The organism is Homoserinimonas flava (assembly GCF_054969005.1).
In genome coordinates, this window is the sequence record NZ_JBUEQS010000003.1 from 79,163 (window position 1) to 91,534 (window position 12,372).

Below are 12,372 nucleotides of genomic sequence, written 5' to 3' on the forward strand. Positions count from 1 at the left end.
GGTATCGCCAATCGAAAGGACCAATGATGCTCCGATGGAAACCCGCTCTCGGACTAGCCACCCTCGCCGTCACAGCACTCGTCGTCACGTCGTGCTCAACCGGCGCAGAAAGTTCGAGCGACAGCAGCGGTAACGCCGAAAGGCTCACTCTCACCACCACAGTCTCTCCGCCGAGCTACAACCCGGCAGAGGGCGTCGATTGGGAGTATGGCCGGGCGTACTACGAGGCCGTCTTCGACACACTTCTGTCGGCCAACGCCGACGGAGAGGTGCAGCCCTGGCTTGCCACCGAGTGGTCGTACAACGACGACAACACCGAACTCACGCTGACCCTGCGTGATGACGTCACATTCACCGACGGCGAAGAATTCACTGCAGACGTGGCGAAGCAGAGCCTCGAGCAGTTCCGTGACGGCACCTCGACGAACGCGTCGAACCTGGACGGCACCTCCTACGCCACGCCCGACGACACCACCCTCGTCATCACGCTCGACCAGCCCAACCCGGGGCTGCTGAGCTCACTCTCGCAAGACGCGGGCCTCATCCAGTCGCCATCGACGTGGACCAACGAGAACGCATCGACGGAGCCAGTAGGGTCGGGGCCGTACATCCTCGACGCCAGCGCCACCGTGAGCGGGTCAACCTACTCGTACACCAAGAACGAGGACTACTGGAATCCCGAGGCCGTCAGCTACGACGCACTCACCATCAGCGTGCTCCAAGAGCCGAACGCCATCGTGAACTCCGTGCGAGCGGGCGAGGCGAACGGCTCGATCTTCACGCAAGCAGCGACAGTCGCAGAGATTGAAGGAGCCGGCTGGACGGTCGAAAAGCGAGAGAAGAACGTTAATGGGCTCTGGCTCATTGACCGCGACGGTGCGCTGAACCCAGCCCTCGCCGACGTGCGCGTGCGTCAGGCGATCAACTACGCCTTCGACCGCGAGGCCATGCTGGAGGCGACCTACAGCGGATATGGCACCGTCACCACCCAGGTGTTCCCAGAGAGCTCAGTCGGGTACGACTCGTCACTCGATGAGTACTACACCTACGACCCAGAAAAGGCCAAGGAGCTCCTGGCCGAGGCTGGCTACTCGTCGGGGCTGACGATCGAGGTGTCCTACAGCGTCGTCAGCGCGACAACGTATGAACTCATTCAGCAGCAGCTCGCAGATATCGGCATCACGCTGACATTCAACGACTCTGCAGCACCTGGTGACTTTACGCCGATTCAGACGGGCAAGTTCGCCATGTTCTGGCTGCCTCTCGGACAATCCACCGACTGGGACGTCATCGAGTCGATGATCGCTCCCAACGCAACCTGGAACCCGTTCCAGACCGAGGATGCCACGGTGGAGAGTCTCATCTCCACCATTCGCACCGGGGGCGATGACGCCGACGCTGCCGTCAGCGAACTCAACGAATACATCGTCGAGCAGGCCTGGTTTGCGCCGCTCTTCCGCCAGCAGAGCCTCTTTGCGGTGGACGAGAACACTACAGTGACCATGTCGTCCATGACGGACTTCCCGGCATTGCTTTCATTCGAACCAAAGAACTGACCTGAGCTGACCCTGCACCTCGGTCTGCTCGCACGCGAGCAGACCGAGGTGCCGTCAGGCTGAATTCCCAACTCACGGAAGGCCTCATGCTCCCGTTCATCCTCAAACGACTCGCCGGCGGGGTCGTGGTAATAGCGATGGTCTCACTCGTCGCCTTCTCGCTGCTCTACATCGGCGGCGGCGACATTGCGCGTCGGATGCTGGGCGCGTCAGCGAGCGAAGAGACCGTGCAGCTCAAACGGGAGCAACTCGGGCTCGACCGTTCACTGCTCGTCCAGTACTGGGACTGGCTCACGAGCGCCATCCAGGGTGACCTCGGGAGGAGCTGGTACGGCAACGAACTCATCGCGTCGAACCTTGGTGGTCGACTCGCGGTGACGCTCTCCCTCGTGATCGGGACGACACTCGTGTCGATGATCATCGCCACGATCTTGGGTGTGCTTGCGGCTCGTCGGGGCGGCAAAGTCGACTCCGCCGTTCAGGTAGTGAGCCTCGTCGGGTTTGCGATGCCGAGCTTTCTCATCGCCCTCGTCTTCGTGCTCGTGTTCGCCGTCGAGCTCGGCTGGTTCCGAGCCACCGGGTATGTGCACCCCAGCACCTCGGTGATGGGGTGGCTCGGCGCGATCGCGCTCCCGATAGCCGCCCTCTCCCTCTTCTCGATCGCCGGCGTAGCGCAGCAGGTTCGCAGCTCGGTGATCGACGCACTCAATCAGGACTACGTGCGCACCCTCCGAGCGCGTGGGCTCTCAATGAACCGAGTCGTCTACCGGCATGTCCTGCGCAACGCCGGCGCACCGGCACTCGCAATCCTCGCCGTACAGTTCGTTGGACTGTTGGGCGGTTCAGTCGTGGTGGAGACCATCTTCGCGCTGCCCGGCATGGGAGCACTCGCGGTCACGGCAGCGAATCGCGGCGACATCCCCGTCATGATGGGCCTCGTCGTCGTCTTTGCGATCATCGTCGTCATTGTCAATCTTCTGATCGAACTCCTGCAGCCTGCACTGAATCCGAAAGTTCGTTTGTCATGAGCGCCATCGACCCCGCGCCCCCGCGTCCTGCCCCCGCATCCGCGGCGCACACTCATCTGGTTCGCCGAGTCTTGCGGCGCCCGCTCGGGCTCCTGACGTGCGCCTTTCTCGCTCTGGTCGCGATCGTCGCCATCTTCGGCCCAATCCTGGCCCCCCAGGATCCAAGCTATTCAGACATCCGCAACATCCTGGCCGGGCCAAGCGCCGAACACTTGCTGGGCACCGACGCCACAGGGCGCGATGTCTTTTCCCGCCTCTTGGAGGCGACGCAGCTCACCATTGCTGCGGCAATGGTGGGCATTGTGACGGCGATACTCATTGGCGTCACCTCTGGGCTCATTGCGGGCTACTACCGCGGGTGGTACAACTCCGTAGCCGAGTGGGCAACCAACGTCACGATGGCGCTGCCGGCGATCGTCGTGCTGCTGGCGGCCCGCGCGGTGCTCGGACCCTCGCTGTGGTACATGATGCTCATCCTCGGTGTCATCCTTGCCCCAGGCTTCTACAGGCTGGTGAGCACCACCGTTGCGGGCGTCCGTGGAGAGTTGTACGTCGATGCGGCGAGAGTCTCCGGCCTCAGCGATACGCGCATCATCAGCCGCCACATCCTCTCGGTCGTGCGCGCGCCGCTCATCATTTTGTCGTCGATGGGTCTCGGCATGACGATCTCGATCCAGTCTGGGCTCGAGTTCCTCGGGCTGGGCGATGCCTCAAGCCCGACCTGGGGTGGGATGCTCAGCGAAGCGTTCGGCGTCATGTACAGGCAGCCGATCCTGATGCTGTGGCCGTCGCTTGCGATCGGACTCACCTGCCTCTCATTGGTACTCCTTGCCAACGTCATCCGCGACGAGCTCGAGCGTGCGACCCCGGCAGCTCCCCGGCGCAGCAAGACAGGCGCCGTGGAGACGATCTCCGCCCACACCGGCTCTGTGTCCCTGCCAGACGACGATGTTGTCCCGATTGTCACGCACCCGGATGACACGCACACGGCCGAAGCTGGCAGCGCGCCGCTCCTCCGCGTGCGCGGGCTTCGCGTTGCGTATGGCCGTCCAAACGGCGGCCTCAATGAGGTCGTCTCTGGAGCCGACCTCGACATCAGGCGGGGCGAAGTTCACGGGCTCATCGGTGAATCAGGGTCTGGCAAGACCCAGACAGCATTCGCGATCCTGGGTTTGCTCCCGCGCGGCGGACGCGTCACCGGTGGCACGATCGATTTCGACGGGCTTTCGCTCTCGGATGCTTCGGCTTCTGCCTACGCCAAGGTTCTCGGCCTGCGCATCGGATACGTGCCGCAGGAGCCGATGACAAACCTTGACCCGGCATTCACGGTCGGGAGTCAGCTCGTAGAGCCACTCCGCGTGCGACTGGGCATGAACAAGGCGGATGCTGTCGCCAAGTCCCTCGCGCTGCTCGACCGGGTCGGCATCCCCAACCCCGAACGCATCTTCCGCTCGTACCCGTTCGAGCTCTCGGGCGGGATGGCGCAGCGCGTGCTCATCGCCGGAGCGGTCTCCATGGATCCGGACCTCATCATCGCGGACGAACCCACCACGGCGCTCGATGTCACCGTGCAGGCCGAGGTGCTCGACCTGCTTCGCGACCTGCAGTCGGAGCGGGGAATGGCAATGCTCCTTGTCACCCATAACTTCGGTGTTGTGGCCGACATCTGCGACCGCGTCACCGTGATGCAGGAGGGCCACTTCGTCGAGCAGGGCCCGGTTCGCGCGATCTTCAACACTGCGCAGCATCCATACACGAAGTCACTGTTGGGCGCGATCCTCGATGAGAGCACGCTGCGCTCGCCAAGGGTCGATGCGCGCGAGGAGGTACGGCCGTCATGAGCTCACCACTGTTGGAGATCAACGATCTCGTCGTCGAATACCCTGGCGGCCGGGTTCGGTCGCGGCCGTTTCGCGCCATCAAAGGCGTCTCGCTTGACATCCACCCCGGCGAGACCGTGGGCCTCGTCGGCGAATCTGGGTCGGGAAAAACGACGCTCGGTCGTGCGGTTCTCGGGCTCGCTCCGGTCAGCGGCGGAACGATCACGTATGACTCCCAAGACATCTCGAACCTGAAGCGCCGCGAGCGTCGAGCGCTCAGCAGCCAGATCCAGGTGGTGTTCCAAGACCCATACTCGTCGCTCAATCCGTCGATGACGATCGGAAGCATCCTCGCAGAACCACTCACCGCCAACGGCGTGAGCTCCGTGGATGCGAGCGGTCGGGTGCGAGATCTGCTCGAGCAGGTCGGCATGCCGACTAATGCGGCGAAGCGACTCCCGAGGGAGTTCTCGGGCGGCCAGCGGCAGCGTGTCGCGATCGCACGTGCACTTGCGCTCGATCCGCGTCTCATCATCTGCGACGAACCGGTTTCGGCGCTCGATCTGTCAACCCAGATCCGTGTGCTCGACCTGTTCATCGAGATTCAGGAGCGCACGGGTGTTGCCTATCTGTTCGTCACCCACGACCTTGCCGTGGTGCGTCACGTCAGTCACCGGGTTGCCGTCATGAACGGCGGCGAGATCGTCGAGACCGGCGAGGTCGAGCAGGTCACAAGCGATCCTCGTCACCCCTATACCCAGCGCTTGTTCGCTGCGGCGCCGGTGCCAGATCCCGACCGCCAGCGCGAGCGTCGCCACCTGCGCCGCGCGCTCCTGGACGCTCAGCCGAGCTGAGCTCCCGGCGCTGCGCTTCTACGCCGCGCTTCTCAATGCTGCGCTAACGCTGAAAGCCCGGATCGAAGAGCACGAGTGCTCCCGATCCGGGCTCTTGGCCGTTGTGACCCGTCGCTCAGCTGGCGCGGTAGATGTGCTTGACCTCTTGGAACTCGGCGAGCCCGCCCGGGCCGTTCAGTCGTCCGAGGCCGCTCTTCTTGTAGCCGCCCTCTTCGAACTGGTCAAAGATCTGCGCCCACGAGTTCGTCCACACCGTGCCGGCTTCGATCGCTTTCGACATGCGAAGTGAACGGGCACCGTCTGCGGTCCAGAGCGAGGCGGAGAGCCCGTAGTCTGTCGCGTTGGCGCGGTGGATGGCCTCATCTTCGCCGTCGAAGGTCTCGAAGGTCGCGACAGGGCCGAACACCTCGTCTTGAATCAGCGGTGAGTGGAGGTCCGCCACGCCCACAAGGCTTGGCCGGTAGAACGCTCCTGGACCTTCGACGGCCCCGCCTCGCAGAATCATCTCGCCATCACTGCCACCGACCAAGCGGTCGACCCGCTCGACAGACGCCCGGTCGATGAGCGGACCCATCTCCGTGTCGGGCTCGATGCCGGGGCCGATCCGCACCGCAGCGAGTGAGGCGGCGAGGCGATCGCGAAGCTCGTCTGCAATCACAGTGTGCGCGATGACCCGGCTGCCGGTCATGCAGAACTGGCCGGCGAAGGTAGTGACAGCCGCCGTGAGGGTGGGCACCACGACATCGAGATCCGCGTCATCGAACACGATCATCGGCGTCTTGCCGCCAAGCTCGAGCGAGACCCGCTTCAGTTGCGGCGCCGCAGCGGCCATGATTCTGGCACCGACCGCCGAGCTCCCCGTGTAGCTCACGACCCCCACATCTGGGCTGGTCACAAGCTCTTTGGCGCCCTCGTCGCCGGTTTCGGTGAAGAAGTTGACCACGCCGGGCGGCAGCGAGCCCGTCTCGGCGAACAGTTCGGCGATCAGCGCGTTGGTGAGCGCGGTCTGGGCCGGCATCTTCACCGCGACGGTGCAGCCGGCCGCCAGCGCTGGCGCGATCGAGCGGATCGACAGCACGCCGGGAGAGTTCCACGGCACGATCACGCCGGCGACCCCGATCGGCTCCCGCACCAGCAGGGAGAACCCTCCAGCGGTCTCTGACGCGGTGCCGAGATCGGTCAGCGCGAGTCCGGCGAAGTAGCGCAGCTTTGGCGCGGCAATACTGAGCTCGAACTGCGCCTGGCCGAGCGGCTTGCCGTTCTCGAGCGTGATCGCTGTTGCGATGCGATCGAGGTTCTTCTCGAGCACGAGCGAGATGTCCCACAGGGCACGCGCCCTGAGTTCGCGATTTGATCGCCATTCGCTCGTCGTGAAGGTTGCGTGTGCCGCGGCGATTGCCTCCTTCGCGGCGTCGAGGCCACCGTCGTAGAACTCTCCGAGCACCTCATCGGTGGCGGGGTTGATCGACTCTGTGAGCGAACCGATGGTGCGCCACTGGCCACCGATGTAGTGCGCGGCCGGCGTCGTGGTGAATGGACTATCGGGCATTGCAACTCCTGAATGGCTTCGTTGTCATCGGTCGTGAATTATCACATTATGAGATCGGATGCTTATCGTCAATGCTCCTCCGCTGCGACCTGACTGTCAATCCGCCCGACGCCGTCGATCTCCACCACCACGCGGTCGCCCGGCGTGAGAAAGACCTGCGGGTCGCGTCGGAAGCCGACGCCGCCAGGCGTCCCCGTCAAAATGACGTCGCCAGCTTGGAGCTCAGTGAACTCGGAGACGACCGCAATGAGGGTCGGGATGTCGAAGATGAGCTTCGACAGATCCGAGTCCTGCACGACCTGCCCGTTTAACACGGCGCGGATGCCCGAGGCGGAGATGTCGACCTCGTCGGGAGTGACGATCGTCGGGCCGAGGGGGGTCGACGCATCCCAGGCCTTGCCCTGCATCCACTGGTGCGTCTTGTATTGGTAGTCGCGCATCGTGACGTCGTTGGCGACGGAGTAGCCGAGCACATAATCCAGAGCATCGGCCTTGGCGATCCGTCGACCGGCGCGGCCAATGATGACCGCCAGCTCGGCCTCGTAGTCGACCTGCTGCGATTCGGGCGGCACGACGATGTCGTCGTCCGCGGCGATGAGATTCGAAGCGAACTTCGGAAAGAGCACCGGATAGGTGGGCAGGTCGCGCTTGGTCTCTTCGACGTGCGCCGTGTAGTTCAGGCCAACACAGAAGATCTTGGCCGCACTCGGGCTCGACGGCAGCAGTGTGACCGAGCTTCTCGGCACTGCGAGCCCAGTCTGCCGGGCCGCCGCTCGCAGCTCATCGATTCCGGCATCCGGCCCGATCGACGTAATCCCTTCGAGCGGGATGATGCTGTCGCCATCGACGACCCCGACTCGATTCTGCCCGTCTGCACGGTAGCTGATATATGCCATTAGATCCGTCCTCCACTCACTTGGCGCCACACGGGCGTTTGTCCTCCCCAGAGATTCACGCTCTGCGGGATGGGTTCCCAACGGCGCGGCTCATAGGCCACGACGTCATCCCAGAATTTCTCCATCTCTGCCGACAACTCGATGTGGTTGCCCGCCGGGTCGTCGAAGAAGACGAAGAGGTTGTTGCCGGGACCATGCCGACCGGGACCCCACTGCACGGTGACATCGAGCTCGGTGAGTCGGTCGCACCAGGACTTGAAGTCCTCCCATTCGGAGAGGTCGTAGGAATAGTGATCGATGTCGCCCTCGCGACCGGTGACCACCAGTGCAAGCGTGTGGTGATCTTTGTCGCTGCGGAGCCAGCAGAATCGGCCGTCGGCGAGCTGATCCGAGATGCGGAAGCCGATCGTGTCGACAAAGAACGCAACCATGCGCTCGATGTTCTTGGTCGCGAGAGTCGTGTGCTGAAACTTCACCGGGCGGCGTGCCGTGTCAGCCGCATTCTCGCCCTGGCGGTGCACCTCGGAGTGGAAGTGGACCTCGGTGCCATCCGGATCGATCACGACGAAGCCTTTCGGCTCCCCGACAGGCGCCACGATGAACGAGGGATCGATCTCGAAGGTCTCGTGCCCGGCCGCGGCGAGCCGGTCACGGATACCGCTCAGCCCGTTGTCATCCCTCACCTCGAAGCCGTAATAGGCGAGACCCTGCTCTCCCGGGAGCAGATCCACAACATGGTGGCCGGTCCCCCAGCCGAGCCTGACGCCGCCGTCGGCCAGCTCACCCTGGCGCACCATACCGAGCACGCGCGAATAGAACTTCTCGGTGGCCGCGACGTCGGGCACTCGAAACCCGATGTGTGACACCGCCGTCTTGCGGAGGGTGCCAGCGTTTTCATTCTGCGTCAGGGTTACTCGCTTCGGTGTATCCACCCGCGTGTCCTTTCTCATGCCTCCCAGGCCGACTCCATCGATCGGTGTCCTGCTATATAGGTAATGTAACCTGATTTTCAGTACAACTCCACTGTGTTCTCTGTCTCTGTACGCTGAGCAGGTGAGACGCGACAGTGAGAGCCCCCCGAGTGTCAGTGGATATCGTGAGCGGAACAGCACCGCCGACCGCGCACTGACGATTCTGGAAATGTTCTCCGACGAACGTCTCCTCATCACGGCGGCAGAGGTAGCCGAAACCCTCGGGGTCGCCCGCTCGACGGCGTATCGCTACCTGCAGACGCTCGTCCAGGCATCCTTTCTCGAAGAGGATCCTGGTCGCGGCTTTCGTCTGGGCGTCAAGATATTGCAGCTGTCACGGATCGCGAGGCGCGGCCAGGGAATCGCCGAGCTGGCCCTCCCGACCATGCGCGCGCTGGCGCACACCCACCACCAAACGGTGCTCTTGACCAAACTGTCGGGCACCTCGATTGTCTGCCTCGAGCGCGAGGAGTGGCAGGGTCAGTATGTGCGGCTGATGTACGAGCGCGGCTCGCTGCTGAACCTCAATGCGGGCGCGTCAGCGCTCGTGCTCCTGGCGTGGTTGCCAGAAGACCGGGTGCGCACCATGCTTGCCGCCCAGCCACTCACGCGCTTCGCCGACGCGACGCTGACAGATCCCGACGCGATCGTTGACCGGCTACGGAGCATCCGCGCCGATGGGCACTCGGTCACGCGTGGGGAGGTCAACGCGGAGGCCATGGGCATCGCTGCCCCCATCTTCGGCAATAGCGAGAACGTTGTCGCCGCAATCAGCATCGTGCTTCTGCAGTCGCGGCTTGCCCCCGGCGAGCTTCCGGCGATGGTGGAATCGGTGACCAGGGCAGCGCAAGAACTCAGCGAGCGGGCGCAGCTGCTCGAAGGCTAGGTCGCCTTCGCTCTAGCGCTGTGCGCTTACTCGCCGTTCGGCGCACCGATCGCCCGGAGCACAAGGGCGAGCATGCCCCAGTGTTCGGCGAGCTGGCCGTCGCGCACCCGATAGGTGGTGGTGAGGAAGGCCGGATCTGGCCCGAAGGCCCCGTGCGGCACCTGCAGGAGCACGCTCACCAGATCTCCCGTCGCTGTGATCGCGACCGGGGGCGGAGGCTTCGGGCCAGCTGCGCCACCCCGAAACCACTCGGCCAACGGCGCGCGGCCGTCGCCAATCAGCGGGTCATGCTGCACGTAGTCTTCGGCGAGGTAGCGCTCAAGTAGGTCGTCAACCCCAGCATCGACGGTGCCGTTCGCCACCAACCGGGCCATCTCGACCTCGAAGTCCATCGCGAGCTTGCGATTGGCGACCGTCGCATCATCGTCACCGACGACCGCCGCCATGAAGTCTTCGCGATACATCCAGGTGCCGAAGACCTCGTCATCGAGAATCTCGACGATGCTCCCGTTCAGCTGGAACCCGTCGAACGGGATCGGTGCGGTCACTGCACACTCCTTCTCACTCAAAGCCATGGCGTCTGGGACGCTGGGCAAAAGTACCCTGCGTCTACAGTACGGTTCGAGTGAAGCAAGGAGGATCATGGCGCTGATCGACAACGGAATCTATGTGAACGGGCGACGCACCGGATCACCGGGCACGCTCGACGAGACGTTTGAGCTGCTCCACGAACTCAAGGGACTCGCCTGGATCGGGCTCTACCGGCCCGACGAGCGCGAACTGCTCTCGGTCGCCCAGGAGTTCAGTCTTCATCGACTCGCAGTTGAAGACGCCCTGAAGGGGCATCAACGGGCCAAGCTCGAACGCTACGGCACCACGCTGTTCGTCGTCCTGCGACCAGCACGGTATCTCGACGCCGAAGAAGTCGTTGAATTTGGCGAGGTCCACCTGTTCATGGGGCCAGGGTTCGTGGTAACGGTGCGGCACGCCGAAAGCCCAGATCTCGCGAAGGTGCGAGACCGGATGGAAGCAAGCCCTGAAGTGCTCGCGCTCGGCCCCGAAGCGGTGCTCTATGCGGTGCTCGACGAGGTCGTCGACGGCTATGCGCCGGTCATTGCCGGTCTCGAGAACGACATCGACGAAATTGAAGACGACCTGTTCGGCGGGTCACCGAAGGTCTCCCGCCGCATCTATGAGCTGCTGCGCGAGGTGATCTCGTTTCAGCGTGCGACCGGTCCTCTGCCAGGCATGCTCGAAGCGCTCCTCCGCGGAGCCGAGAAGTACAGCCTCGACCTCGAACTCCAGCGAGCGTTCCGCGACGTTCACGACCACGTGCTCCGCATCTCGGAACGCGCCGACGCGTTCCGCACTCTGCTCGAGAGTGCGCTCACGGTGCACTCGACCCTGGCAACCCAGCAGCAGAACGACGAGATGCGTCGACTTTCGGAAGCCAGCCTCGCTCAGAACGAGACGACGCTTGCGCTCTCCGAGACCAGCCTGAAACAGAACGAGCAGGTTAAGAAGATCTCTGCGTGGGCCGCCATTCTCTTTGCGCCAACCCTCATCGGCACGATCTACGGCATGAACTTCACCTACATGCCTGAGCTTGACTGGCCCATCGGCTATCCGCTCTCGATCGCAGCCATGCTCGCTGGCGGCCTCGCACTCTGGGGCATATTCAAGCGAAAGCGCTGGCTGTGAGTCGGTGCAACCTCCTGCAACTCTTGGCACGGGCCGCCCGCGTGTGTTACACGGGGCGCTCGCCCGGCACCATCTTTTGCCACGGCGCCCAATGCTCGGCAAGGCGCCCATCCTCTACCCGGTAGGAGGTGAGGAGAAAGAAGTCATACGTTTGCCCAGGTGCGGTTGGGTCGGGCAGCAGGAGCTGCAGGAGAAGGGTCACAATGACGCCATCCACCATGATGGCCACCGGCGACCCGGCACCGAGCCCGAGTGCACCGCTGCGAAACCACGCGGCGAGCGCTTCTCGCCCATCGTCGATGTTGGGATCGTGTTGCCGGTAGTCCTCAGAAATGTAACGCTCGAGGATGCCGTCGATCTCCGAGTCGACACGACCAGACACCACGGCGCGCAGCAACTCGACGTTGAAGTCGAGGACCAGCTTGCGCATGCTGCGCACACGCTCGTCATCAGACGCCACGAGTGCCTCGAGGTAGTCGGGCCGGTCGTACCAGGTGTCAAACAGGCCAGGATCGAGCACAGTGACAATGCCGTGCTTCACGACGAAATCACTCATCTCTGCATTCCGTTCACTGTGCGCGCTCACTCGGCGGACGGGGTGCCGAGTGAGCGGACGACGAGGGCCAGCATGCCCCAGTGTTCTGCGAGACGGCCATCGCGCACTCGGTACGTCGTCGTGAGGTAGGCCGGGTCTGGCCCGAACGCACCCGGCGGCACCTGCAGCACGACGCTCACGAGATCGCCAGTCGATGTGATTGCGACTGGAGGAGGCGGCGTCGGCCCGGCAGCACCACCTCGGAACCACGCGGCCAACGCCTCGCGACCGTCGCCGATCAGCGGGTCGTGTTGGACATAATCTGCGGTGAGGTAGCGCTCGAGGAGCGCATCGATACCGGCATCGATCGTGTCATGTGCAACCAACTGGGCCAGCTCGGCCTCGAAGTCCATCGCGAGCTTGCGATTCGCTATCGTCGCGTCGTCGTTGCCGACGACCGCCGCTGCGAAGTCTGCGCGATCCATCCAGGTGGCGAAGAGCTCGTCGTTGACGATCTCAACAACACTTCCGTTCACCTGAAATCCGTCGAACTGGCCCAGTGTGGTCATTGCACGA

The 12,372-nt window shown here is 63.7% G+C and carries 12 protein-coding genes; 6 read left to right on the forward strand and 6 right to left on the reverse strand.

Translation table 11 applies throughout. The features are described from left to right. Positions 1–23 precede the first annotated feature (23 nt). From ACY48M_RS09150 to ACY48M_RS09165, 4 genes are all read left to right on the forward strand, one after another. Complete coding sequence (locus tag ACY48M_RS09150) at positions 24–1,556, forward strand: ABC transporter substrate-binding protein (protein WP_462819977.1); 1,533 nt, start codon at positions 24–26, stop codon at positions 1,554–1,556. 86 nt (positions 1,557–1,642) lie between these two features. After that, positions 1,643–2,584, forward strand: coding sequence for an ABC transporter permease (locus tag ACY48M_RS09155; RefSeq protein WP_462819978.1), 942 nt, complete (start codon positions 1,643–1,645; stop codon positions 2,582–2,584). Beyond that, entirely contained in the window at positions 2,581–4,425 is a 1,845-nt protein-coding gene (locus ACY48M_RS09160; protein WP_462819979.1) for a dipeptide/oligopeptide/nickel ABC transporter permease/ATP-binding protein, read from the forward strand. The genes ACY48M_RS09155 and ACY48M_RS09160 overlap by 4 nt, the downstream gene beginning before the upstream one ends. Then, on the forward strand, positions 4,422–5,258 hold the full coding sequence (locus ACY48M_RS09165) for an ATP-binding cassette domain-containing protein (protein ID WP_462819980.1): 837 nt from the start codon (positions 4,422–4,424) through the stop codon (positions 5,256–5,258). The genes ACY48M_RS09160 and ACY48M_RS09165 overlap by 4 nt, the downstream gene beginning before the upstream one ends. Positions 5,259–5,373: 115 nt before the next feature. Here the strand turns inward: ACY48M_RS09165 and ACY48M_RS09170 are convergent, their stop codons facing one another. The 3 genes from ACY48M_RS09170 to ACY48M_RS09180 form a co-directional block, all read right to left on the reverse strand. Beyond that, the gene (locus tag ACY48M_RS09170) at positions 5,374–6,807 is read right to left on the reverse strand and encodes an aldehyde dehydrogenase family protein (protein ID WP_462819981.1); all 1,434 of its coding nucleotides are present in this window, start codon (positions 6,805–6,807) and stop codon (positions 5,374–5,376) included. A gap of 68 nt (positions 6,808–6,875) precedes the next feature. Next, entirely contained in the window at positions 6,876–7,703 is an 828-nt protein-coding gene (locus tag ACY48M_RS09175) for a fumarylacetoacetate hydrolase family protein (protein ID WP_462819982.1), read from the reverse strand. Then, positions 7,703–8,635, reverse strand: coding sequence for a VOC family protein (locus ACY48M_RS09180; protein WP_462819983.1), 933 nt, complete (start codon positions 8,633–8,635; stop codon positions 7,703–7,705). The genes ACY48M_RS09175 and ACY48M_RS09180 overlap by 1 nt, the downstream gene beginning before the upstream one ends. Positions 8,636–8,756: 121 nt before the next feature. On the opposite strand from ACY48M_RS09180, the gene ACY48M_RS09185 reads away from it, so the two are divergent. Next, positions 8,757–9,560: an IclR family transcriptional regulator gene (locus ACY48M_RS09185; RefSeq protein ID WP_462819984.1), complete on the forward strand. Its 804-nt coding sequence runs from the start codon at positions 8,757–8,759 to the stop codon at positions 9,558–9,560. Between the two features lie 26 nt (positions 9,561–9,586). Here the strand turns inward: ACY48M_RS09185 and ACY48M_RS09190 are convergent, their stop codons facing one another. Then, positions 9,587–10,108, reverse strand: coding sequence for a nuclear transport factor 2 family protein (locus tag ACY48M_RS09190; protein ID WP_462819985.1), 522 nt, complete (start codon positions 10,106–10,108; stop codon positions 9,587–9,589). Between the two features lie 94 nt (positions 10,109–10,202). Here ACY48M_RS09190 and ACY48M_RS09195 point away from each other — a divergent pair, with 94 nt between their 5' ends. Further along, positions 10,203–11,261, forward strand: a complete 1,059-nt coding sequence (locus ACY48M_RS09195; protein WP_462819986.1) for a magnesium and cobalt transport protein CorA — start codon at positions 10,203–10,205, stop codon at positions 11,259–11,261. A gap of 46 nt (positions 11,262–11,307) precedes the next feature. Here ACY48M_RS09195 and ACY48M_RS09200 read toward each other — a convergent pair whose 3' ends face one another. Together ACY48M_RS09200 and ACY48M_RS09205 are read right to left on the reverse strand one after the other, a co-directional pair. Then, complete coding sequence (locus tag ACY48M_RS09200) at positions 11,308–11,817, reverse strand: nuclear transport factor 2 family protein (RefSeq protein WP_462819987.1); 510 nt, start codon at positions 11,815–11,817, stop codon at positions 11,308–11,310. Between the two features lie 26 nt (positions 11,818–11,843). Next, entirely contained in the window at positions 11,844–12,365 is a 522-nt protein-coding gene (locus ACY48M_RS09205; protein WP_462819988.1) for a nuclear transport factor 2 family protein, read from the reverse strand. Positions 12,366–12,372: the final 7 nt, after the last annotated feature.

What these genes read in the sequence shown, in the direction of transcription:
- ACY48M_RS09150 (WP_462819977.1), top strand. Translation starts at nt 24, where the DNA reads ATGATGCTCCGATGGAAACCCGCTCTCGGACTAGCCACCCTCGCCGTC.
- ACY48M_RS09155 (WP_462819978.1), top strand. Translation starts at nt 1,643, where the DNA reads ATGCTCCCGTTCATCCTCAAACGACTCGCCGGCGGGGTCGTGGTAATA.
- ACY48M_RS09160 (WP_462819979.1), top strand. Translation starts at nt 2,581, where the DNA reads ATGAGCGCCATCGACCCCGCGCCCCCGCGTCCTGCCCCCGCATCCGCG.
- ACY48M_RS09165 (WP_462819980.1), top strand. Translation starts at nt 4,422, where the DNA reads ATGAGCTCACCACTGTTGGAGATCAACGATCTCGTCGTCGAATACCCT.
- ACY48M_RS09170 (WP_462819981.1), bottom strand. Translation starts at nt 6,807, where the DNA reads ATGCCCGATAGTCCATTCACCACGACGCCGGCCGCGCACTACATCGGT.
- ACY48M_RS09175 (WP_462819982.1), bottom strand. Translation starts at nt 7,703, where the DNA reads ATGGCATATATCAGCTACCGTGCAGACGGGCAGAATCGAGTCGGGGTC.
- ACY48M_RS09195 (WP_462819986.1), top strand. Translation starts at nt 10,203, where the DNA reads ATGGCGCTGATCGACAACGGAATCTATGTGAACGGGCGACGCACCGGA.
- ACY48M_RS09200 (WP_462819987.1), bottom strand. Translation starts at nt 11,817, where the DNA reads ATGAGTGATTTCGTCGTGAAGCACGGCATTGTCACTGTGCTCGATCCT.
- ACY48M_RS09205 (WP_462819988.1), bottom strand. Translation starts at nt 12,365, where the DNA reads ATGACCACACTGGGCCAGTTCGACGGATTTCAGGTGAACGGAAGTGTT.